Source organism: Sphingomonas sp., from assembly GCF_017745215.1.
Classification (GTDB): Bacteria; Pseudomonadota; Alphaproteobacteria; order Sphingomonadales; family Sphingomonadaceae; genus Sphingomonas.
On sequence record NZ_JAGHZV010000009.1, the window covers coordinates 47,576 to 68,128 of the forward strand.

The 20,553-nt window shown below is 68.2% G+C and carries 28 protein-coding genes; 22 read left to right on the forward strand and 6 right to left on the reverse strand.

Annotated elements, in window-relative coordinates:
- Positions 1 to 41: 41 nt before the first annotated feature.
- The 13 genes from motA to J7495_RS11260 all read left to right on the forward strand — a co-directional run bounded on the left by motA (position 42) and on the right by J7495_RS11260 (position 9,522).
- Complete coding sequence (gene motA, locus J7495_RS11200; protein WP_294056584.1) at positions 42 to 926, forward strand: flagellar motor stator protein MotA; 885 nt, start codon at positions 42 to 44, stop codon at positions 924 to 926.
- Positions 901 to 1,218, forward strand: a complete 318-nt coding sequence (locus tag J7495_RS11205) for an STAS domain-containing protein (RefSeq protein WP_294056585.1) — start codon at positions 901 to 903, stop codon at positions 1,216 to 1,218. The genes motA and J7495_RS11205 overlap by 26 nt, the downstream gene beginning before the upstream one ends.
- Entirely contained in the window at positions 1,215 to 1,580 is a 366-nt protein-coding gene (locus J7495_RS11210; RefSeq protein WP_294056586.1) for a response regulator, read from the forward strand. Before J7495_RS11205 ends, J7495_RS11210 begins: the two co-directional genes overlap by 4 nt.
- Entirely contained in the window at positions 1,577 to 3,790 is a 2,214-nt protein-coding gene (locus J7495_RS11215; protein ID WP_294056587.1) for a chemotaxis protein CheA, read from the forward strand. The genes J7495_RS11210 and J7495_RS11215 overlap by 4 nt, the downstream gene beginning before the upstream one ends.
- The gene (locus J7495_RS11220) at positions 3,787 to 4,281 is read left to right on the forward strand and encodes a chemotaxis protein CheW (RefSeq protein ID WP_294056588.1); all 495 of its coding nucleotides are present in this window, start codon (positions 3,787 to 3,789) and stop codon (positions 4,279 to 4,281) included. Before J7495_RS11215 ends, J7495_RS11220 begins: the two co-directional genes overlap by 4 nt.
- Positions 4,278 to 5,171 carry a protein-glutamate O-methyltransferase CheR gene (locus J7495_RS11225; RefSeq protein WP_294056589.1) on the forward strand — a complete coding sequence of 298 codons (894 nt, stop codon included), beginning with the start codon at positions 4,278 to 4,280 and terminating at the stop codon, positions 5,169 to 5,171. Before J7495_RS11220 ends, J7495_RS11225 begins: the two co-directional genes overlap by 4 nt.
- Positions 5,168 to 6,226, forward strand: coding sequence for a chemotaxis response regulator protein-glutamate methylesterase (locus tag J7495_RS11230; protein ID WP_294056590.1), 1,059 nt, complete (start codon positions 5,168 to 5,170; stop codon positions 6,224 to 6,226). The genes J7495_RS11225 and J7495_RS11230 overlap by 4 nt, the downstream gene beginning before the upstream one ends.
- The gene (locus J7495_RS11235; protein WP_294056591.1) at positions 6,226 to 6,615 is read left to right on the forward strand and encodes a response regulator; all 390 of its coding nucleotides are present in this window, start codon (positions 6,226 to 6,228) and stop codon (positions 6,613 to 6,615) included. The genes J7495_RS11230 and J7495_RS11235 overlap by 1 nt, the downstream gene beginning before the upstream one ends.
- Complete coding sequence (locus tag J7495_RS11240) at positions 6,615 to 7,142, forward strand: chemotaxis protein CheD (RefSeq protein ID WP_294056592.1); 528 nt, start codon at positions 6,615 to 6,617, stop codon at positions 7,140 to 7,142. Before J7495_RS11235 ends, J7495_RS11240 begins: the two co-directional genes overlap by 1 nt.
- A 29-nt stretch (positions 7,143 to 7,171) precedes the next feature.
- Positions 7,172 to 7,477, forward strand: coding sequence for a hypothetical protein (locus J7495_RS11245; RefSeq protein WP_366811046.1), 306 nt, complete (start codon positions 7,172 to 7,174; stop codon positions 7,475 to 7,477).
- Position 7,478: 1 nt separating this feature from the next.
- The gene (locus J7495_RS11250; protein WP_294056594.1) at positions 7,479 to 8,333 is read left to right on the forward strand and encodes a flagellar motor protein MotB; all 855 of its coding nucleotides are present in this window, start codon (positions 7,479 to 7,481) and stop codon (positions 8,331 to 8,333) included.
- 25 nt (positions 8,334 to 8,358) lie between these two features.
- Positions 8,359 to 8,793 carry a hypothetical protein gene (locus tag J7495_RS11255; protein ID WP_366811066.1) on the forward strand — a complete coding sequence of 145 codons (435 nt, stop codon included), beginning with the start codon at positions 8,359 to 8,361 and terminating at the stop codon, positions 8,791 to 8,793.
- A 102-nt stretch (positions 8,794 to 8,895) separates the two neighbouring features.
- A complete protein-coding gene (locus tag J7495_RS11260; RefSeq protein WP_294056596.1) occupies positions 8,896 to 9,522 on the forward strand; it encodes a PilZ domain-containing protein in 627 nt (208 codons plus the stop codon).
- A gap of 135 nt (positions 9,523 to 9,657) precedes the next feature.
- Here the strand turns inward: J7495_RS11260 and fliP are convergent, their stop codons facing one another.
- Genes fliP through J7495_RS11275 form a run of 3 tightly spaced genes read right to left on the reverse strand, consistent with a single transcriptional unit; the run spans position 9,658 to position 11,268 of the window.
- Positions 9,658 to 10,443: a flagellar type III secretion system pore protein FliP gene (gene fliP, locus J7495_RS11265; RefSeq protein WP_294056597.1), complete on the reverse strand. Its 786-nt coding sequence runs from the start codon at positions 10,441 to 10,443 to the stop codon at positions 9,658 to 9,660.
- Positions 10,436 to 11,032 carry a flagellar biosynthetic protein FliO gene (locus J7495_RS11270; protein WP_294056598.1) on the reverse strand — a complete coding sequence of 199 codons (597 nt, stop codon included), beginning with the start codon at positions 11,030 to 11,032 and terminating at the stop codon, positions 10,436 to 10,438. The genes fliP and J7495_RS11270 overlap by 8 nt, the downstream gene beginning before the upstream one ends.
- The gene (locus tag J7495_RS11275) at positions 11,032 to 11,268 is read right to left on the reverse strand and encodes a FliM/FliN family flagellar motor C-terminal domain-containing protein (protein WP_294056599.1); all 237 of its coding nucleotides are present in this window, start codon (positions 11,266 to 11,268) and stop codon (positions 11,032 to 11,034) included. The genes J7495_RS11270 and J7495_RS11275 overlap by 1 nt, the downstream gene beginning before the upstream one ends.
- Positions 11,269 to 11,400: 132 nt before the next feature.
- On the opposite strand from J7495_RS11275, the gene flgC reads away from it, so the two are divergent.
- From flgC to J7495_RS11305, 6 genes are read left to right on the forward strand one after another with little or no spacing between them, the layout of a single operon-like run.
- Positions 11,401 to 11,808 (forward strand): flagellar basal body rod protein FlgC, encoded by a 408-nt coding sequence (gene flgC / locus J7495_RS11280; protein WP_294056600.1) that lies wholly within the window; start codon positions 11,401 to 11,403, stop codon positions 11,806 to 11,808.
- 33 nt (positions 11,809 to 11,841) lie between these two features.
- The gene (locus J7495_RS11285) at positions 11,842 to 12,162 is read left to right on the forward strand and encodes a flagellar hook-basal body complex protein FliE (RefSeq protein WP_294056601.1); all 321 of its coding nucleotides are present in this window, start codon (positions 11,842 to 11,844) and stop codon (positions 12,160 to 12,162) included.
- 6 nt (positions 12,163 to 12,168) lie between these two features.
- Positions 12,169 to 12,432 (forward strand): flagellar biosynthetic protein FliQ, encoded by a 264-nt coding sequence (locus J7495_RS11290; protein ID WP_294056602.1) that lies wholly within the window; start codon positions 12,169 to 12,171, stop codon positions 12,430 to 12,432.
- Complete coding sequence (gene fliR, locus J7495_RS11295; RefSeq protein ID WP_294056603.1) at positions 12,429 to 13,187, forward strand: flagellar biosynthetic protein FliR; 759 nt, start codon at positions 12,429 to 12,431, stop codon at positions 13,185 to 13,187. Before J7495_RS11290 ends, fliR begins: the two co-directional genes overlap by 4 nt.
- Position 13,188: 1 nt before the next feature.
- A complete protein-coding gene (gene flhB / locus J7495_RS11300; RefSeq protein ID WP_294056604.1) occupies positions 13,189 to 14,265 on the forward strand; it encodes a flagellar biosynthesis protein FlhB in 1,077 nt (358 codons plus the stop codon).
- A gap of 35 nt (positions 14,266 to 14,300) precedes the next feature.
- Positions 14,301 to 14,699 (forward strand): hypothetical protein, encoded by a 399-nt coding sequence (locus tag J7495_RS11305; protein ID WP_294056605.1) that lies wholly within the window; start codon positions 14,301 to 14,303, stop codon positions 14,697 to 14,699.
- Between the two features lie 2 nt (positions 14,700 to 14,701).
- Here J7495_RS11305 and J7495_RS11310 read toward each other — a convergent pair whose 3' ends face one another.
- Positions 14,702 to 15,112 (reverse strand): flagellar assembly protein FliX, encoded by a 411-nt coding sequence (locus J7495_RS11310; protein ID WP_294056606.1) that lies wholly within the window; start codon positions 15,110 to 15,112, stop codon positions 14,702 to 14,704.
- A 140-nt stretch (positions 15,113 to 15,252) separates the two neighbouring features.
- On the opposite strand from J7495_RS11310, the gene J7495_RS11315 reads away from it, so the two are divergent.
- The 3 genes from J7495_RS11315 to J7495_RS11325 are packed head-to-tail and all read left to right on the forward strand — an operon-like array spanning position 15,253 to position 17,050.
- A complete protein-coding gene (locus tag J7495_RS11315; RefSeq protein WP_294056673.1) occupies positions 15,253 to 16,323 on the forward strand; it encodes a flagellar basal body P-ring protein FlgI in 1,071 nt (356 codons plus the stop codon).
- Entirely contained in the window at positions 16,323 to 16,631 is a 309-nt protein-coding gene (locus J7495_RS11320) for a rod-binding protein (protein WP_294056607.1), read from the forward strand. Before J7495_RS11315 ends, J7495_RS11320 begins: the two co-directional genes overlap by 1 nt.
- Positions 16,628 to 17,050, forward strand: coding sequence for a flagellar protein FlgN (locus J7495_RS11325; protein ID WP_294056608.1), 423 nt, complete (start codon positions 16,628 to 16,630; stop codon positions 17,048 to 17,050). Before J7495_RS11320 ends, J7495_RS11325 begins: the two co-directional genes overlap by 4 nt.
- A 311-nt stretch (positions 17,051 to 17,361) precedes the next feature.
- Here the strand turns inward: J7495_RS11325 and J7495_RS11330 are convergent, their stop codons facing one another.
- Both J7495_RS11330 and J7495_RS11335 read right to left on the reverse strand, forming a co-directional pair.
- Positions 17,362 to 17,781 carry a flagellar basal body protein gene (locus tag J7495_RS11330; protein ID WP_294056609.1) on the reverse strand — a complete coding sequence of 140 codons (420 nt, stop codon included), beginning with the start codon at positions 17,779 to 17,781 and terminating at the stop codon, positions 17,362 to 17,364.
- A gap of 3 nt (positions 17,782 to 17,784) precedes the next feature.
- On the reverse strand, positions 17,785 to 20,553 hold the full coding sequence (locus tag J7495_RS11335; protein WP_294056610.1) for a hypothetical protein: 2,769 nt from the start codon (positions 20,551 to 20,553) through the stop codon (positions 17,785 to 17,787).

The window sequence follows — 20,553 nt, forward strand, 5'->3', positions numbered from 1 at the left end:
CTATAATTCTGGAAAATACCAGGGAAAGAAATCGCCCCGCCATGCTGAACGGTGTCGGATTCCTCATCATTCTCGGCTGCGTCTTCGGAAGTTTCATCATTTCCGGCGGCAAGTTCGAGATCATCGCGCACGCGCTGCCGCACGAGCTCATGGCGATCGGCGGCGCGTCGATCGGCGCGTTCATCGTGTCCAACTCGATGTCGACGGTGAAGAAGGCCGGCTCGGGGCTCATGCGCTCGTTCAAGGGGCCGATGTGGAAGCCGGGCGACTACAAGGACCTGCTGACGATGCTGTTCCAGCTCCTCACCACCTTCAAGAAAGGTGGCGCGACGGGCCTGGAGCCGCACCTCGACAGGCCCGAGGAGAGCCCGATCTTCTCGCCCTACCCGCGCATCCTGAAGGACCACCACCTCGTCGAGTTCATCTGCGACTACCTCCGCATGATGACGGTGAACTTCGAGGATCCGCACCAGATCGAAGCGGCGATGGAAGCCGATATCGAGAAGCATCACCATGAGGAGGCTGGTCCGCAGCACGCGCTGCAGATCATGGCCGACGGCCTGCCCGCGATCGGCATCGTCGCCGCGGTGCTCGGCGTCATCAAGACCATGGGCTCGATCGACCAGCCGACCGAGATCCTCGGCGCGATGATCGGCGGCGCGCTCGTCGGCACCTTCATGGGCGTGCTCCTGAGCTACTGCGTGGTGGGTCCGCTCGCCAGCAAGCTGGCCGAGACGATCGACTCCGACTGCAAGCCCTTCGCGATCGTGAAGACCGCGATCGTCGCCTATGCCCAGAACCAGCCCGTGCAGGTGGCGATCGAGATCGCCCGCCGCATGACGCCCTCGGCTTATGCGCCGAGCTTCCAGCAACTCGAAACCGCACTCGACGAGGCAAAGAATGGACTCTCCCCTGCCGCTGCCTGATGCGCAGGAGGGCCCGCTGCGGCTCCCCGTGCACGGCACCACCGTCACTGCCGAAGACCTTCGCGTGCGCCTGGTCATGGCCGCGGACGCCGATGGCGATTTCGAAGTCGATGCATCCGAAGTGGAGAGCGTCGGCCAGGCGGTCCTCCAGCTGCTCGTCGCCGCGCGCGCCGAGGCGGAGGCCAATGGCCAGCCCTTCCGTATCCTCAACCCCAGCGCAGCCTTCGTCGATCGTGTGACCCGCTGCCAGCTCGCAGAGGCAATCGGCCTCCAAGCAGGAGACAAGTCGTGAGCAAGTTGATCCTGACCGTGGACGATTCGCCCAGCATGCGCATGCTGCTCAAGGCGACGCTGACTGCCCAGGGCTATCGCATCGAATCCGCCAACGACGGCGAGCATGGCCTGGAGCGCATGCACGAAGTGCAGCCCGACCTGCTGATCACCGACATCAACATGCCGAAGATGGACGGCTTCCAGCTGATCGAGGCCGTGCGCGCCGAGGCGGGTTTCCGCGGCACGCCGATCCTGGTGCTTTCGACCGAATTCTCGGACGAGAAGAAGGCGCGCGCGCGTGACGCCGGCGCCACCGGCTGGATCACCAAGCCCTTCGAGGCCGCGAAACTGGGGGCGGCGATCCGCCGCGTCTGCCCGTGAGCGATGATTTCGACGATATCCAGGCGATCTTCTTCGAAGAGTGCACCGAAGGGCTGGTGACGGCCGAAGCGGGCCTGTCCGCGATGCAGAACGGCGATGTCTCGGCCGAGACGATCGCCGGCGTGTTCCGCGCGGTCCACTCGATCAAGGGCGGCGCCGGCGCGTTCGGCCACGCCGACCTGACCGCCTTCGCGCACCGCTTCGAGAACGTCCTGGACGAGATCCGCGCGAACAAGATCGCCCCCACGCCCGGCGTGGTGCGCGTGATGCTCGGCGCGTTCGATATCCTCTCGGATCACGTCGAGGCGTCGAAGGGCAATTGCCCGCGCCCCGCCGACGAGGCGATGCTCGCGCAGCTCGACGAAGTGCTGGCCAACAAGGGCGTGCCGGGTGACGGCGCGCCTGCCGCTGCCGCCGCGCCCACGCCGACGCCGGCGGTCGAAGCGCCTGCCCCGGCGCCCGCGCCGATCGACGACGACCCCTTCGGCTTCCAGCCGGTGGCGTTCGACCTCGACGATTTCGACAGCCCCGCGGCCGACGGCCCGGCGCCCTGGACGATCGTCTTCGCGCCGTCTCGCGCCGCCATGGCGAACGCCGGCGAGCCGCTGCTCGTGATCCGCGAGCTCGAGGCGCTCGGCGCGCGCGTGGAGTCGGTCGATGCAGTGGTCCCGCCGCTGCGCGAGCTCGATCCCGAGAACGCCTATTTCACCTGGACGCTCAGCATGCCCGGCGAAGTGAGCGACGGCGACATCGCCGACTGCTTCGACTTCGTCGCGCCGGACTCGAAGATCGAATACCGCCGCAGCGCCGAGGCCGCGCCCGCGCCGGCCGCTGCCGCGCCGGTCGCGGCGCCGGCCTTCGAGCCGATCGAAGCCAAGCTCGAGGAAGAGATCGCGTTCGAGCCCGTCACCGCGACGGTCGAGGATCTCGCCGCGAACATGCAGAAAATGGTCGAGGCGATCGCCGCGGCCTCGCCGACGCCGACCGAAGTCGCGACCGCGGCTGCCAAGCCCGTCGCGAGCGAAGCCGCCGCGCAGACGATCCGCGTCGACCTGCTCAAGCTGGACATGCTGCTCAACCTCGTGGGCGAGCTGGTGATCCGCAACTCGATCCTCGCCGACCGGCTGTCGCCTGCCGACCGCCAGCGCGTCGAGCTGCCCGAGCTCGCGCGCCTGACGCGCCAGATCCAGGACAATGTGATGTCGCTGCGCGCGCAGCCCATCCGCCAGGCTTTCAGCCGGGTGCCGCGCATGCTGCGCGACCTCTCGGTCGAGACCGGCAAGCAGGTCCAGCTCGAGACCTTCGGCGAGACGACCGAAGTCGACAAGGGCGTGATCGAGAAGATCGGCGATCCGCTGACCCACATGATCCGCAACGCCGTCGACCACGGCATCGAGGGGCCCGAGGAACGCAAGGCCAAGGGCAAGCCCGAGCAGGGCACGATCAAGCTCTCGGCCGAGCAGCGCGGCGCGCGCATCCTGGTGCGCGTGCAGGACGACGGCCGCGGCATCAACCGCGAGCGGGTCAAGGCCAAGGCGATCGAGAAGGGGATCATCCCCGCCGACGCGCAGCTCACCAACGACGAGATCGACCAGCTGATCTGCGCGCCGGGCTTCTCGACCGCGGAGACCATCTCGAACATCTCGGGCCGCGGCGTGGGCATGGACGTGGTCCGCTCGAACGTCGAGGCGCTCGGCGGCCGCATCGACATCCACTCGGTGCCCGGCGAAGGCACCAGCTTCACGATGATCCTGCCGCTGACGCTCGCCATCCTCGACGGGATGATCGTGCGTCTCGCCGGCCAGCGCTTCGTGCTGCCGCTCAGCCACGTGCTCGAGACGATCCAGCCCGAGCCCGGCCAGGTGAAGCGCACCTCGCCCGACACCGAAGTGATCGAGATGCGCGGCCAGTACCTGCCCGTGAAGCGCGCGACCGAGATCTTCGGCCTCAACGACGACCGCCCGATCGAGGACTCGCTCGTGGTGATCGTCGAGAGCGAGACCGCGGGTAGCGTCGGCCTGGTCGTCGACACGATCGACGACCGCCGCGAAGTGGTGATCAAGAGCCTCGACCAGAACCTCCACCCGATCCGCGGCCTCGGCGGCGCGACCATCCTGGGCGACGGCTCGATCGCGCTCATCCTCGACATCGAAGCGCTGGTCTCGGCGCCCCCCTCGACCCGTTTCGCTCCGAAAGGAATCGCAGCATGAGCACTGACAAGGACACCGCGACCGATCGCAAGATCGTGACGTTTTCGCTGGGCAAGCAGACCTTCGGGATCGACATGAGCGCGCTCATCGAGATCCGCGAGTGGGAAGAGCCGACCCCCCTCCCCAACGTGCCGACCTTCATCAAGGGCGTCACCAACCTGCGCGGCAACGTGATCCCCGTCGTCGGCCTCGCCGAGCGGCTGGGCTGGGAGCCGAGCGCGATCCACCCACGCTCGTGCGTGCTGGTGGTGAACATCACCGGCAAGCAGGCGGGCTTCCTCGTCGACGAAGTCAACGACATCGTCGCAATCGGCTCGAGCGAAGTGCAGCCGGCGCCCGAAGTCGAGACGATCGAGCAGAGCGTGATCTGCGGTCTCGTCCGCATCACCACGCGCGCCAAGGACGGCACGCGCGAGGACAAGGGCACGATGGTGCTCCTGCTCGACCTCGACGCGCTGAGCCTCACCAAGCACCTGGACCTCGCTGCATGACCTACATGGACAGCGCCGCCTCGGCTCGAGCTGGGGGCGGCACGGCCCTCGGCCCGAGCCACAGCGCGGAGCTGACCCGCAACGACTTCGCCGCGATCGCCGCGATCATGATGTCGGACGCGCGCATCGCGCTGAGCGAGGCCAAGACCACGCTGGTCCAGTCGCGCCTCGCCCGCCGGCTGCGCGAGCATGGGCTTTCGAGCTACCGCGACTATGTCGCGCTGGTCGAGAGCGATCCGGTGGAGCGCTCGGCGATGGTGGTGTCGCTCACCACCAACCATACCCACTTCTTCCGCGAGCCGCACCATTTCGACCATTTCCGCGAGACGGTGATGCCCGAGCTGAAGCGCCGCGCCAGCGCGGGCCAGCCGATCCGCATCTGGTCGGCCGGCTGCTCCTCGGGCGAGGAAGTCTACACGATCGCGATGTGCCTGCTGGGCCCCGACCGGACCTCGTCGATGTGGCTGCGGGGCGCCGACGTGCGGCTGCTCGCCACCGACATCGCGCCGCATGTGGTCGAATCGGTGCGCCGGGGCTTCTACGCCGCGAATACCGCCGAAGGTGTGCCCGAGGAATACCGCCGCACCTGGATGCGCCCCGAGCGCGACGGGTTCCTGATGGCCGAGGAAGCGCGCTCGATGGTCACCGCCAAGGTGCTCAACCTGTTCGAGCCCTGGCCGCTCAAGGCCGCCTATGACGTGATCTTCTGCCGCAACGTCATGATCTATTTCAACGACGATGCGAAGGAGGAGCTCGAGCAGCGCTTCGTCGCCCAGCTCGCGCCGTCGGCCTTCCTCTACATCGGCCATTCCGAACGGATGGTCGGCCGCGCGGCGCAGGCGATGCGCTCGTGCGGGCACACGATCTACCAGAAGCGGGGTGACGCATGAACATGCATGCCAATCGACCCGTCCGCACCCTGATCGTCGACGATAGCGCGTCGATGCGCGCGACGCTGAAGCGCATGCTTTCGGCGGACCCGGGCATCGAAGTGATCGGCGCCGCGCCCGACCCGTTCGAGGCGCGCGAGATGATCAAGGCGCTCAACCCGGACGTGCTGACGCTCGACGTCGAGATGCCGGGGATGGACGGGCTTTCGTTCCTCGAGCGGATCATGCGGCTCAGGCCCATGCCGGTCGTGATGTGCTCGACGCTGACCGCGCGCGGCGCGGCGGTGACGATCGAGGCGCTCCGCCTCGGCGCGGTGGACTATGTCACCAAGCCGAGCGGCACGCCCGAGGACATCGAGCGCGACGCGAACCTGCTCTGCGAGAAGGTCAAGACCGCCGCTCGCTCGGCCGCGCGCGCGGGCCCCGTGCGCATCGCGCCGCAGCCCGCGGTGGGCGGCGGCGGCGGCGAGGGCCGGCTGATCGCGATCGGTGCATCCACCGGCGGGGTCGAAGCGTTGTTCTCGCTGCTCCCCGCGCTGCCCGCGGATTGCCCGCCGGTGCTCATCGTCCAGCACATGCCGGCGGCGTTCACCAAGAGCTTCGCGGAGCGGCTGAACGGCGAATGCCGCGTCCAGGTCGTGGAAGCGCAGGACGGCACGCCGGTTACGCCGGGAACCGTCTATATTGCTCCTGGGGGCGAACGTCACATGGAGCTGTCGGGCGGTGTTTCCGACGGCCGCATTCGCCTTCGGGCAGGAGACATGATCACCGGGCATCGCCCGTCGGTCGATGTCCTGTTCAGGTCCCTCGTCCCGGTCGCCTCTTCGGTGATCGCGGCGATCCTGACGGGAATGGGTCGCGACGGTGCCGATGGGATGCTCGCGCTGCGCAATGCAGGCGCGCACACCCTCGGCCAGTCGCAGGATAGTTGCGTCGTCTGGGGCATGCCCCGCGCCGCGAAGGAAGTTGGCGGGGTGGAGCGCGAGGTCGGCCTTCTGGGCATGCCCGAAGCGATTCTGAGTGCCTGCCGCGCGAGAAAGCTTGGGAGCGTCTGATGCCTGCCGCCGCGCAAATCAAAGTGATGGTCGTCGATGACCAGGCCTCCATGCGAGCGATGATCCGTCGCGCGCTGCAGGACCTGGGCTTCAAGGACATCCGGGACAAACCGACCGCGCCCGAGGCGCTGAGCTCGGTCAGGACCGATCGTGTCCACCTGATCATCTCGGACTTCAACATGCCCGAGATGGACGGGCTCCAGTTCCTCGAGCAGGTCCGCGCCGATCCGGTGATCGGCAAGACCGTGTTCATCATGCTCACCGGCTCGAGCGATCGCGAGATCGTGCAGAAGGCGGCGGCGCTGGGCGTCAACAACTATGTCGTGAAGCCCTTCGCGCCCGCGGCGCTGAAGGAGAAGATCGAACGCGTGTTCGGCGAGCTCACCTGATGCGCCGGGTGCCCATCGTCCAGGGAGAATTCGCGGCGATCGCAGAGCCGGACGTGATGATCACGACGCTGCTGGGCAGCTGCGTGGCCGCGTGCTTCTACGATCCCGTCGCCAGGATCGGGGGAATGAACCATTTCCTCCTCGGCGAACCGGATTCCTCGGCGAAACTTTCGGGCACCGATCTGCAACGCTACGGCGTGCATGCCATGGAGCTGCTCATCAATGCGATGATGGGCAAGGGCGCGGTCCGCAGCCGGCTGCGCGCCCACCTCTATGGCGGCGCCAACATCGTCTCGGGCCTCGGCGCCATCGGCTCCTCCAACGCGGCGTTCGCGAGGCGCTTCATGGAGACCGAAGGCATCGCGATCGGCCATTGCGACCTGGGCGGGACCAGCGCGCGCAAGGTGGAGTTCCTCCCCCATGAGGGGCGGAGCCGCTGCACGCACGTCACCGATCGCGTGGCCGAGAAGCCGATCATCCCGATCATCCCCGCCAGCGTACCGGGCGGCGAACTGGAGCTGTTCTGATGTCGTGCCTGCCCATCCCCTCCCAGCCCGTGTCCGCTGAGCCGCTTCCGGGGTACGACCCGTTCGCGTCGATGCTCCACACGGTCATCGCGGGCGAGATCCGCGAGATGCGCGACAAGCTGGAAGTGCTGTCGATGGTGCTGGTGTGCGACGAGCATTTCGCCGCGAGCTACATCGAGCAACTGCAGACCTTCGACTATCTGATCCAGCACGCCGAGGAGTGCGTGAACCTGCTTGAGCGCATCGCCGGCGGCGAGGATTCGCTGAGCGCGATCGGCCATGTCCGCCTGGGCGCGGTGCAGGATCGCCTCCGCCTGGCACTGAAGGGCAGCTGACATGTCGATGGGGGGAGGGAACAGCGAACGCCCGATCGTCATCAAGCGCGTCAAGAAGGTAGCCGCCGGCCACCACGGCGGTGCGTGGAAGGTGGCCTATGCCGACTTCGTGACCGCGATGATGGCATTCTTCATGCTGCTCTGGCTGATCGCCAATCCGGACAAGCAGCGGCTGAAGGGCCTTGCGCAATATTTCTCGCCGACCGTGCAGAGCGGCACCGGCGCCGAAGGCACGCAGGCGGGCACCGATTCGGGCATGGGCCATTCGCGCCGCGAACATGCCGACGACAAGCGCACCACCGGCCAGCCCGCGCTCGAGGCCGCCACCCAGGGCACTTCGCGCGGCGGCACCGCGAACATCCCCGATGCCTCGCAGCGCGTGATGGCCTCCGAGCTCCAGGTCGTGCTCGACAGCGCCGCGCCCGACCAGACGTCGCGCAACTATGACGTGAAGCCGGCGCGCGACGGCCTGCGCATCACGCTGATGGACACCGACCAGCAGGCGATGTTCAAGAGCGGCACCGCCGAGCTCAATCCCTATGCGCGGGCGCTGCTCGCCAAGATCGCCACCAAGCTCGCCAAGTCGGGCGCGCCGCTCTCGATCGAGGGGCATGTCGACAGCCTCGGCAGCAACGGCGACGCCAATTGGCGCCTGTCGGGCGAGCGCGCGATGGCCGCGCGCACCGCGCTGATCGGCGACGGCCTTCCCGAGAGCCGCTTCGCCGAGACGGTGGCGCTGGGCGCGACCCAGCCGGTCTATCCCGACCAGCCGGCACGTCCCGAGAACCGCCGCATCACGATCGTGCTCAAGGCCGAGGCGCCGTCGCTGCCGACGGACTCGAGCTTCCAATTCTGACGCAGGACCGTAGCCCGTGAAGAAGATGTTCATGCTCGTCATCGTGCTGCTCGCGGGGCTCGGCCTCGGCGGCGGCGCGGGCTGCGCGGCGATCCTGCTGCTCGGCGCCAAGCCCGCCGCGGCCGCCGAAGCGCCCAAGCCGCCGCCCGAGCCCAAGTTCGTGCCGGTGGGCAGCGTGCTCGCGCCGCTGGTCGGCGCCGACGGCCGCCTCTCGGGCTACGTCAAGGTCGACGTCCAGCTCCAGGTGGACGAGGACAAGATGGACTATGTGAAGGCGCGCATCCCGATGCTGCTCCACGCGGTCAACATGCGCACCTTCGCCACCCCGCTCGCCAGCGGTCCCGACGGGATGCTGCCCAACCTCGACGGCTTCCGCCGCGTGGTCGAAGCATCGTCTTCGGAAGCGTTCGGCGCCGGCATGGTGAAGCGTGTCGCGCTCACCGCCGCCGTCCCGTCCTGAGCCACTCCGCATCTATACGGAGGCGCGTCTCGGCGCCTCGGTAAGGATCGATCTCCGATAACATACGTTATCGGCGAACCGACCAGTAAACGAGGCGTAGCGATGGAACACTGGGCCCCACGTACCGAAACGATCGAGCAGGTGCCGCCCCGTGCCGAACGCACGGTGACGACGCTGCTGCTCGGCCGTCTGGTTCGCCCCGGCCATGTCGACACGCCTTGCCGGATCCGCAACATGTCGGCGACCGGCATGCTGATCGAGGTCCGCACCGCGCTGCGGGAGAACGATCGCATCACCGTCGAGGTGCGCGGCGCCTGCCCGCTCAACGGCCGCATCGCCTGGACGAACGACGGCCGCGCCGGCGTCCAGTTCGACGACATGATCGACGTCGAGGGGCTGCTCCACAGCATCTCGAGCGGCGGCGGCGTGAACGACGCCGGCTCGGCGCGTGCGCCCCGCTTCGATGCCGATTCGGAAGCGATGGTGGGCGTGCTCGGCCGGCTGTTCCCGGCGACGCTCGAGAATATCTCGCAGGGCGGCGCGCGCGTCGTCTGCGACCAGCAGCTCGAGCCGGGCCGTCACGTCTCGCTGGCGGTGCCCCAGCTCGGCAAGCGCCCCTGCGTCGTCCGCTGGACCGACGGCGAGAGCATCGGCCTCTCCTTCCTCGACAAGCTCACCTTCGGCGACCTCTCCGCCTGGCTCGACGGCCACGGCAAGCGCCGGCGCTGAGGCCGGCCGCAAACCACTGAAAACACGTCATCCCGGCGAAAGCCGGGACCCAGGGCAGCAGGCGATGTCGCTCGTGACCCTGGGTCCCGGCTTTCGCCGGGATGACGGTTTGTGAGGATGGAAAGGGAACGGGCCTCAGCCCGTCCCGAAGCTCTTGACCAGCGAGCCCGCGACCAGCGCCCAGCCGTCGACCAGCACGAAGAAGATGATCTTCATCGGCAGCGATATCGTCGGTGGCGGCAGCATCATCATGCCCATCGCCATCAGGATCGCCGACACCGCCAGGTCGATCACCAGGAACGGCAGCAGCAGCAGGAAGCCGATCTCGAACGCGCGGCGCAGCTCGGAGATCATGAACGCCGGGGTCAGCGTCGAGAGCGGCGTCTCGGCGCGGCTCGGGATCTTCTTGCCGGCGAGATCGGCGAACAGCTTGAGGTCGCTGTCGCGCACCTGCCGCAGCATGAAGTCGCGGAACGGGCCGGCGGTCAGGTCGAACGCCTTGGTCTCGGTGATCTTGCCCTGGGTATAGGGCTCGATCCCCTGGTGCCACGCCTTCTCGAAGGTGGGCGCCATCACGAAGAAGCTCAGGAACAGCGCGAGGCTGATGATCACCGGATTGGGCGGCACGCCCTGCGCGCCGATGCCGGTGCGCAGCAGCGAGAGCGCCACCACGATGCGCGTGAAGCTGGTCACCGCCATCAGGATGCCCGGCGCGAGGCTGAGCACCGTGAGCATGAGCACCAGCTGGATCGCGCGCGCCGAGAGCGGACCCTCGCCGAGGTTGATCGTCGTGCCGCCCTGGGCAGCAGCGCCGGCAGCAGGATGTGCGGCATGGGCGGCATGCGCGGCGCCGGGGATCAGCAGGATCGCTGTCCCCACCACCGCGGCCAGCCCCAGGGCCAGCACGGTCGGCTTAGCCATTGAGGACCTCGCGCAGCGCGGCACGGTTCCAGCGTCCGCTGTAGCCATGGCCGCGGGGCCCCTGGTTGCTGCGCGGCTTGCGCGGCGCGGCGGGCTTCTTGAGAGCGGCCGCCGCGGGCTCGGGCTCGACGGCGGGAACCACCGTCAGCACCGGCTCGGCGACCGGCGGGGCCGGCGGCTGGGTGTCGTTGTCGGCGGCAGCCGGCGCGGCCTGGGCGGTCGAGACGCGCTCGACCAGCTTGCCGAAGGCGCTCTTGAGCGCGGCGGCATCGGCGACGAAATTGGCGGCGGGCGCAGTCTCCGCTTCGGGCGGGGGCGGCGGCGCCTCGATGCCGGTCTCGAGCACGGCATGGCCGTCCGGACCCATCAGCACGAGGTGCTCGCAACCGTCGCGGCGGATCAGCGCGACCGAGCGCTTGGCGTCGACCGACAGCCGCTCGACCAGCTCGATGCGCCGGCGGCGGCTGCCCCCGGTGACGCGGCCCGGCAGGCGGAGGTCATAGCGCTTCACGACCCACAGCGCCGAGGCGAGCATGCCCAGCACCAGGCCCAGCGCACCCAGCGTGCGAAGCAGTCCGAGGATGTCCATCAGGCGCGACGCTTCTTGAGGAGGTCGGTGATCTCGATCGACATGTTCTCGCCGTCGACGAGCACGCGACCGGTCGCGACCGCCTCGCCGTTTACGTAGACGAGCGTGGGATCGTCGTGGCTGCTGTCGAGCTGGATCATCGCTCCGCGGCTCATCTGCAGGATCTGGCGGATCGGCACCTGGGCGGAACCGATCACGAAGGTCATATCGACCATGACACCTTCAAGCACGGACATGCGGACGAATTCCTTTCTTCCCGACTTATAGGAACCTTTTTTCCGCATCCGCGCCGCGACCCGGCAAATATTGCCTATAAGTCGAGAAGAACGGTTGCTCTGGATCAACGGCGGCCGACCGGAAGGACCCAAATGGACTTCAAGAGCTCGATCGACGTCTCCGCCTCCGGCCTGCGCGCCCAGTCGCTGCGCATGCGCGTGATCGCGGAGAATCTGGCCAACCAGGATTCGGTCGCGACCACGCCGGGCGGCACGCCTTATCGGCGCAAGGTCGCGAGCTTCGCCGCCGCGGTCGACCGCGACAGTGGCGCGACCGAAGTGAAGCTCCAGTCGATCACCACCGACAAGTCCGACTTCACGCGCGTCTACATGCCCGGCCACCCGGCTGCGGACAAGGACGGCTATGTCATGAAGCCCAACGTCAACGGCCTCATCGAAGCCGCCGACATGAAGTCGGCGCAGCGCAGCTACGAAGCCAATCTGAACGCCATCGAAGCTGCCCGCAGCCTGACGATGCGCACCATCGACCTGCTCAAATAAGCACTTAGCCCGCTTTTCTCAGGAGACCACTCCATGTCCATCGGCGCACTCGATGCGGCCTCTGCATACGGCCGCGTGCTCAACGTCGGCGGCGGCACCAAGCCGTTCGCCCCCTCCTCGACCGACGGCGCCGAAGGCGGCAGCTTCGGCTCGATGGTCGAAGGCATGGTGACCAACACCGGCGACGCGCTCCGCACCGCCGAGAAGGCGTCGGCCGCGCAGGTCGCCGGCAAGGGCGACCTGATCGACGTCGTCACTGCGATCGGCGCCGCCGAGACCGCGCTCGACACGATGGTTGCGGTGCGCGACCGCGTGGTCAGCGCCTACACCGACATCATGCGGATGCAGATCTAGTCCTCGATGCCGCCTGCAACGGTCCTCGCGCTCGCGCAATCCGCGCTGATGCTGGTGCTCACGGTCGCGGGGCCGCTGCTGCTCACGTCGCTCGTGGTCGGCCTGGTGATCGGCCTGTTCCAGGCGCTCACCCAGATCCAGGAAACCACCCTCACCTTCGTGCCCAAGCTGCTCGCGATGGGCGCGGTGCTCCTGCTGATGCTGCCCACGATCGGCCAGTCGATGGCCGATTTCATGGCCAAGATCAGCGACCTGATCATCACCGGATGACCGTTCCCCCCGATCTCGAGCTGCAGATCGCGGCCTTCTTCCTCGTCTTCGCGCGCGTGGGTGCCGTGCTCATGCTGCTGCCGGTGTTCGGCGAGGATTCGGTCCCCGGCCGCGTGCGGCTGATGATCGCCTTCGGCCTGTCCTTCGCCTTCTACGGCCTCGTCGGCGCGCCCGCGCGCGCGGCGCTGGAGAACGGCGGCGTGCTCGCCGCGCTGCTGATCGCCGAGCTGATGACCGGCCTGGCGATGGGCATGATCATGCGCATCCTCTTCTTCGCGGTCTCGATGGCGGGGTCGCTGATCAGCATGCAGTCGGGCTTTTCCTCGGCGGTGGTGTTCGACCCCGCCCAGGCCGGCTCGGCGCCCATCCTCTCCAAGTTCGCCGCGATCGCCGCAGCGCTGGTGTGCATGGGCATGCAGGTCCACCACCTCTGGCTCGGCACGATCGTCCACAGCTATTCGACCTTCCCCGTCGGCGGGCTCCCGCCCGCGGCCGACTTCGCCCAGCTCGCGATCCAGGCGGTCACCCGCTCGATGATGCTCGGCGTCGGCCTCGCCGCGCCGCTGATGGTCTATGGCATCGTGTTCAACGTCGCGCTCGGCCTCGCCGCGCGCGTCGCGCCGGCGATCCAGGTCTTCTTCATCGCCCAGCCGCTCAACCTGATCCTGGGCCTCGCCATCGCCGCCGCGACCTTCGGCACGATGCTCACCATGTTCGCGCAGGAAATGGGCGCGGCGCTGCAAGGGGCCTGGTGACATGGCCGGCGGCGGCGACAGCGACGACGAGAGCAAGACACAGGATCCAACCGACAAGAAGCTCGACGACGCCCGAAAGCGCGGCGACGTGCCGATGGCGCCCGAGATGCGCCATGCGGCGATGTTCGTCGGCGCGCTGATCGTCACCGGCGGGCTCGGCATCCAGGCGATGCAGTCGATCCTCGCGATCTGCGTGCGGCTGTGGGGCAGCGCCGACGATTTCCGCATGGAGCCCGAGGGCGCCCAGGCCTTCACCACCGGCGTGGCGAGCGCCTTCGCGATGGCGCTGATGCCCGTGCTCGCCGCGCTGATGGGCTTCGCGCTGATCGGGGGCATCCTCCAGGGCCGGCCGATGGTCTCGTGGAGCCGCGTCAAGCCCAAATGGTCGAAGCTCAATCCGATGAGCGGCGCCAAGCGCATGTTCGGCAAGCAGGCGATGGTCTCCTTCGGCCAGACGCTCGCCAAGCTCATCCTCGTCGGCGGTATCGCCGCGATGCTCGCCTGGCCGCACGTCGCCGGGCTCGACCGGCTGGTCGGCGCCGACCCCGGCCAGATCGGCGCGGAGAGCTATGGCATCGTCATCGCGATGCTCCGCCCGATCGCGATGATCGCCGGCGCGCTCGCGCTGTTCGACTTCGTCTGGCAGCGCCTCTCCTACATCAAGCGCATGCGCATGAGCCTTCAGGAAGTGAAGGACGAGATGAAGGACAGCGAGGGCGATCCCAAGATCAAGGCGAAGATCCGCGGCCTGCAGATGCAGCGCGCCAAGAGCCGGATGATGCAGAAAGTCCCCAAGGCGAGCGTGGTGATCACCAACCCGACGCACTATGCGGTCGCGCTGCAGTACGATCACGGCGTGATGGCGGCGCCGGTGGTGGTGGCGAAGGGCGTCGACGCGATGGCGCTCAAGATCCGCGAGATCGCGACGGCGAACAACGTGCCGCTGGTCGAGAACCGCCCCCTCGCCCGCGCGCTCTATGCCTCGGCCGAGATCGACCGGCCGATCCCGGTGGAGCATTATGCCGCGGTGGCGGAGATCATCTCCTACGTGCTCCGGATCGCCAAGCGGCGAAGCTGATGGAGGCCCCGACGGTCAGGCGCTAGAAGGGCGCCGTGCCCGTCCTCTCGTCCCAGGCCCTGGTCTATCTGCTGGTCGTCGGCGCCGTCGGCGGCTGGCTGATGACGCGCGGGATCAAGGTGCGCGGCGCCGCGAGCTGGATCGTCGTCACCGCGCCGGTGACCGCAGTGCTCTTCGGCCTGCCGACCGCGGCGGTCTTCGCGCTCGCCGAAGCGCCGGCGACGGCAGCGATCCTCGGATGGGCCGGACCCGTCCGCGCGCTCGTGCCCGCCGCGCTCGCCGGCGCCGCCCTGCCCCACCTACTCGCCATCCGCCGGCGCACCGCCGCGCGCCGCGATCTGCCGGCGATCCTGGTGCTCAAGTCGCTGGTCGGCGCGGCGGCCTGCTCCATGCCCGCATTGGTCTGGATCGCGAGCGCCTGGCTCGCGGGCTGACCTCAGGCCTGGATGTCGTACTTCGCCAGCTCGACCCGCACGCGCAGGTCGATGTCCGACATGAGCTGGGCGAGCTGCGGATCGTCGGTGAGCTCGAAGTTCGCCGACCATTCGGCGATCTCGCGCAGCCGCTCCACCGGCGCGGTGCCGGTGAGCAGCTCGGTGTGGAGCTTCTCGAGTGCGTCGACGCCGCGTTCGGCCTGCTTCATCACCCGCCGGCGCTGCTCGACCGCGGGGTCCGCGGCCGCAAGCGTCACGAGCATCTGCACCGAAGTGGCGGGACCGGCCTGCGACACCGCCTGGGGGCCGTTGGGATGCGCGGCAGCGGCCGCCGCCTCGGTGGCGGCAGTCTGCATTTTCCCGAAGCTGTCCAGCACCTTGGGCAGCGCGCCCATCAGGGTGCGAGCCATCATCGGTGTGATGTTGTCTACACGCACTAAAACGGCCTCTCCGCGACGCGGTGGTCCCTAATCATTCTATAAGAGAGGAAAGGCGCCTTTTCCACTTTGCGAGGGGAATTATGTTGCGATCGTGGGCCTTGGTGCTGCTGGCCATGCTGGGTGCGATGAGCGCGCCCGCGGCCGCGCAGACCACGCGGATCAAGGATATCGTCGACGTCGAGAACGTCCGCGAGAACCAGCTCGTCGGCTACGGCCTCGTCGTCGGCCTCGCCGGCACGGGCGACCGCATCCGCAACGTCCCCTTCACCGAGGAATCGATGCAGGCGATGCTCGAGCGCATGGGCGTCAACACGCGCGGCACCCAGATGAAGACGCAGAACGTCGCCGCCGTCTCGATCACTGCGACGATGCCGGCCTTCGCCCGCTCGGGCTCGAAGATCGACGTCCAGGTCTCCGCCCTCGGCGACGCGACCAGCCTCCAGGGCGGCACGCTGATCGCGTCGTCGCTGCGCGCGATGGACGGCGAGATCTACGCCGTGGCGCAGGGCCCGGTCGCCGTCTCGGGCTTCAAGGGCCAGGGCCAGGCCGCCAGCGTGAGCCGCGGCGTCACCACATCGGCGCGCATCGCCGGCGGCGCGATCATCGAGCGCGAGGTTCCCTTCGCGCTCGGCCAGTCGACCAGCCTGAAGCTCGCGCTGCGCAACCCCGATTTCGCCACCGCCGACCGGATTGCGCGCGTGATCAACGGCAAATTCCCCGGCGCTGCCGAGATGCTCGATCCCGCGACCGTGCAGCTCCGGGTCCCCAACGGCCTGCAGACCTCGATCATCGACCTGGTGACCAAGGTCGAGACCCTCGAAGTCTCGGTCGACCAGGCGGCGCGCGTCGTCGTCAACGAAGCCTCGGGCACCGTGGTGATGAACAGCGAGGTCCGCATCTCGCCCGTCGCCATCGCCCAGGGCGGCCTCACCATCACCGTCTCCGAGAGCCCGCAGGTCTCGCAGCCCAACGCGCTGTCGAACGGCACGACCCAGGTGGTGCCGCGCACCCAGGTGGGCGTGGACGACGGCGGCGGCGCTTCGCTCGCGATCGTCAACGGTGCCTCGCTCAAGGACCTGGTGAGCGGGCTCAACACGCTGGGCGTCTCGCCGCGCGACCTCATCACCATCCTCCAGGCGATGAAGACCGCGGGCGCGCTCCAGGCCGAGATCGAGGTGCAGTGATGGCCGATAGCAGCCCCCTTTCCTCGCTCCCCGTGTCGGTGACCGCGCCGGCGCCGAAGATGCCGAAGGTCGATCCCAAGTCGGCCGACACCGCCAAGCAGTTCGAGGCCGTGTTCCTCACCCAGATGACCCAGCTGATGCTCGAAAGCGTGCAGCAGGACGGCGATTTCGGCGGCGGCCACGGCGAGGAGATGTTCCGCGGCGTGCTCGCGGAAAAGCTCGGCACCGAAATGTCGAAGCGCGGCGGCGTCGGCCTCGCGCCGATCGTCATGGACCAGATTCTCAAGCTCCAGCAGGCAGGCAAATGATCGACAAGCTGATCGACGCGATGGTCTCTCTCACCGATCTGATGGACGAGGAGACCGCCAAGCTCTCGCGCGGACCCTGGTTCCCCGAGCTGCCCGAGATCGCCGAGGCCAAGCTGCGCCTCACCGGCCGGATCGACGCCGAAGTCGCGCGCCTGCGCCGCGAGTCCGAGACCTGGTCCGAGGAGCTGACCGACGAGCAGCGCGAGCAGCTCACCGAGGCGAGCCGCGCGCTGCGCGACGCCTCGACGCTGAACGCCGACATCCTGGCGCGCCAGATCGAGATCTCGGTCGACATGATGGCCGCGATCGCCGCCGAGGCGCAGCGCCTCACCGGCAAGCGCAACAAGGTCTACGGCTCGACCGGCATGGTCGCCGGCCGCGAGGACCCCGCGCCGATCTCGGTCAACGCGCGGCTTTGAAGGGTTGGACCTGGGCTGGACGGCGTAGGCTCTTCCCCGTCCCCATCAACCGTCATCCCGGCGAAAGCCGGGACCCAGGGCAGCGAGCGACTCGCTTGTAACCCTGGATCCCGGCCTTCGCCGGGCGTGACGGTTTTTGGAGTGCTTTCGCGCGATCTCGCCGAGGACTTTGGCTTCCCGCCGCTGCCGCCGTCCCAAAAGCCGTCATCCCGGCGAAAGCCGGGACCCAGGGCCAAGCAGGACATCGCCCGCGACCCTGGGTCCCGGCCTTCGCCGGGATGACGATTCAGTGTTTGCGAGAGCGAAGTCGCTTAATTCCCGCCCTTGCCCACTGCCGTCTTCAGCAGGTTCATCTGCTTGCGGTACAGACTCGTCATCGCAGTGAAGTCCGCCTGGACCTGGCCCATCTTGAGCAGCTGGTCTTCGATCGTGACGTTGTTGCCGTCGGGCTTGGTCTCGGTGATGTCCTTGTCGAGGATCACGCTGCCACCCACCAGCGGCTGGCGGGCGCCGAGCGCCTTCATCCGGTCGGTCAGCACCACCTGCGGCGCCGCGACCTTGCCGCTGCCGCCAGCGCCGTTGACCATGCCCGCGAAGCTCGGCTCGGCCATGTCGCGGGCCTTGTAGCCCGGCGTCTCGCTGTTCGCGATGTTCTGCGCGATCACGCGCTGGCGGTCGGCGAGGTTCCGCATGCGGAGCGCGATGCCGTTCATGAGCGGGAGCTGGTCCATGCGTCAGAATCCAGTGAGGGTGCTGGTGGAGGAATTCAGACGGTTGAGCGCCGCCTGATAGTTCGAGAGCTGGCTCGAGAGGTACGGGCTCACCGTGCCGCTGGTCGTGGCGCTCTTGCTGCCGCCGTCGACCAGCTTGGCCTTGAGGTCGTCCCAATAGAGCGAGCGATAGGCCGTCTGGCTCATCGAGATCGCGTCCTTGATCGTGCCGAGCGCATATTTGGCATTGTCGAGGTTCGTCAGGTTGAGCGATTCCGAGAGGTTGAGGCCGAAGTCGCCGCCCGGGCGGACCTTGGGGGCGCTGTCCGAGACCGTCGCGGGCACCGAGATGCGCTGCGGCTCGATGCCCAGCTTCGCGAGTGCGTCGCTGCCCGAGGGGCCCGAGATCAGCTCGATCGAATGGCCGGCCTTGGGCTCGATGCGCAGCGACCGGCCCTGATCGTTGAGCGACGTCGATACCTTGTAGCGCGAGGTGCCGAGCATCGAGGCGAGCCGGTCGTTGAGCGTCTGGATCGTGTCGTCCGCCGTGATCGTCACGGTGCGGATCGCGCCATTGTCGGCCTGGAGCTTGAAGCTGTCGCCCGCGCGCAGGCCGAACGCCGTGGTGAGCTTCGCCGACATCTCGGGGTTGATCGTGCCGCGGCCGAAGCCGAGCGCGCCGATCGCATTGTCGCCGCCCGGATCGCCGGCGATGCGCACCGGCTCGGTGCGCAGCAGCGACTGGCCGAACTGGCTGATCTTGCCGATCGCGCCGGTGCCGTTGTCGACCTCTGCGACGAAGCCGTCGGTCGGGCCGCGGCGCGTCGCGCCCAGGTCGCCGGTGGTGCGGCCGCCCGCGTAGAGCTTGCCGCCGACGAAGGCGACGCTGTCGACCTGATCGTCGGCACCGGTGCCGAGATAGGTGACGTTGGAACCGCTGAGGTTCGCGTCGATCCGCGCGACGAACCCATCGCGTCCGCCATTGTAGCTGTTGGTCTGCGTGCCCGAAATCGCGGCATCGGCCGCGCCGCCGATGGCGATGGTGCCGTCGCCGTTGACCGCGATCGCGCGCGCATCGGCCTTGCCGAGGCTCACCGTGCCGAGCTCGGTCGCGAGCGAATTGGCCTGGAGCTTGTGGAGCTCGGCGACGCCGTTGTTCGAGACGAGCGCGAGGACGTTGCCGTCGCCGGCGATCGCCAGGCCGGTCACGCTCTCGCTGCCGCCCATGTCGAAGGTCTTGCGCTCGGCGATCTTGCCGCTGGTGTCGATCCGCGCGACGAAGCCGTCGCCGGTGCCCGTCGCCGCCTTGCCGCCGACGAAGATCGAGCCGTCGGCGCCGACCGCGACCGCCTTGGCGGTGTCGCTGCCGACCGAGCGCACGATCGTGGTGAATTTCTCGTCGCCCATCGCGCTGTACTTGGCGACGATCATGTCGCCGTCCGAATTGGCGGTGTCGAAGCTGCCCGAGACCGTGCCCGCGACGACGATGCTGCCGTCGGGCGCGAGGCTCACCGCCGCGCCGCTCGAGGTGCCCGCGGCGCCGAGCGCGCGCTGCCATACGACGTTGCCGGCGCCGTCCATCTTGGTGAGGAACAACCCGTCGTTGCCGTTCGACTCGTTCGAGCCGAGTTCGCCCTTGGTGGTGCCGACGACATAGGTATTGCCCTGCGCGTCGGTGACGATTCCCGCGGCGTCGGTGTTGGCGTAGACGTTGCTGGTCGTGTCGGTCTTGGTCTGGACCTTGCCGTCCATGTCGACCGTGGTGGTGGTCGTCTTGGTCGTCTTGCCCTGCATGACGTTGAGCTCGGTGGCGTCGCCGTCGAGTGCGGAGATGGTGGTCATCGCCTTGCGCGTCGCGTCGCCCGAGGGATCGTCGATGCGGAAGACGGTGGTCGCGGTCGGCGCGTCGAGCGCGGTCGCGCCGGTGGCGACGACCAGCGAGTCCCCTGCGCCGACCTGATCGATCGAGACGTGCTCGACGCCGGTCGAGCTGTCGAGCTTGAAGCCCCATTTGTCGCCGGTCTTCGCCGCGACGAAATGCGTCTGCCAGCGCGGGATCTGGTTGCCGTCCTTGTCGAGCAGCGGCGTGCCGTTGCTGTCCTTGAGCGGGATCGCCTGGATCGCGGCGTTGATCTGCGCGGTGACCGAATCGATCGTCGGCGGCTGCGCGCCCTGCGACAGGTCGACGGTGACGACGTCGCTGATCCCCGGCTTGTTGAGCGTGATCTTGAACTGCTCGCCGCCGGTGAGGCCCGGGATGGCGTCGGTGCGGTTCTTCACCAGCCCCTGGCCCATCGTCTCATATTGGTCGCCCTGCGGCACGCCGTTGGTGCTGGCGCTGCGCAGCGGCTTGCCGAAGGCGATGTTCATCTGGCTGGTCGGCGCCTGGCCGAGATAGGACTGGAGGTCGGCGAGACCCTTGGCAAAGGCCTTCTGGAGCTGCGCGCGCTGGGCGTTGGAAGACGTGTCCGCGCTCGCGGCCTCGGCGAGCGAGCGGAGGCGGTCGAGCGCCTTGTAGGTGGTGAAGGCAGTCTGGACGTCGTCGGAGAGCAGCCCGCTGGTGCTCTTGTCGATGATCGACTTCATCGCGGTGACGGTCGCGACCTGGCTCGACAGCGGCTGGACGGGCGTGTCTTCCTTCCACGGCGGCGTGGTCGGCGCCATGGTGAACTGCGCCTTGGCCAGCTTCACGGCCTTGCTCTCGAACGTCGGCAGCGCGCCGACGCTCGAGAAGGCGTTGCTCCCCGTAAGAATGCTTAGCCCCATCAGGCTGCTGGACAAATTGGTGGTCAT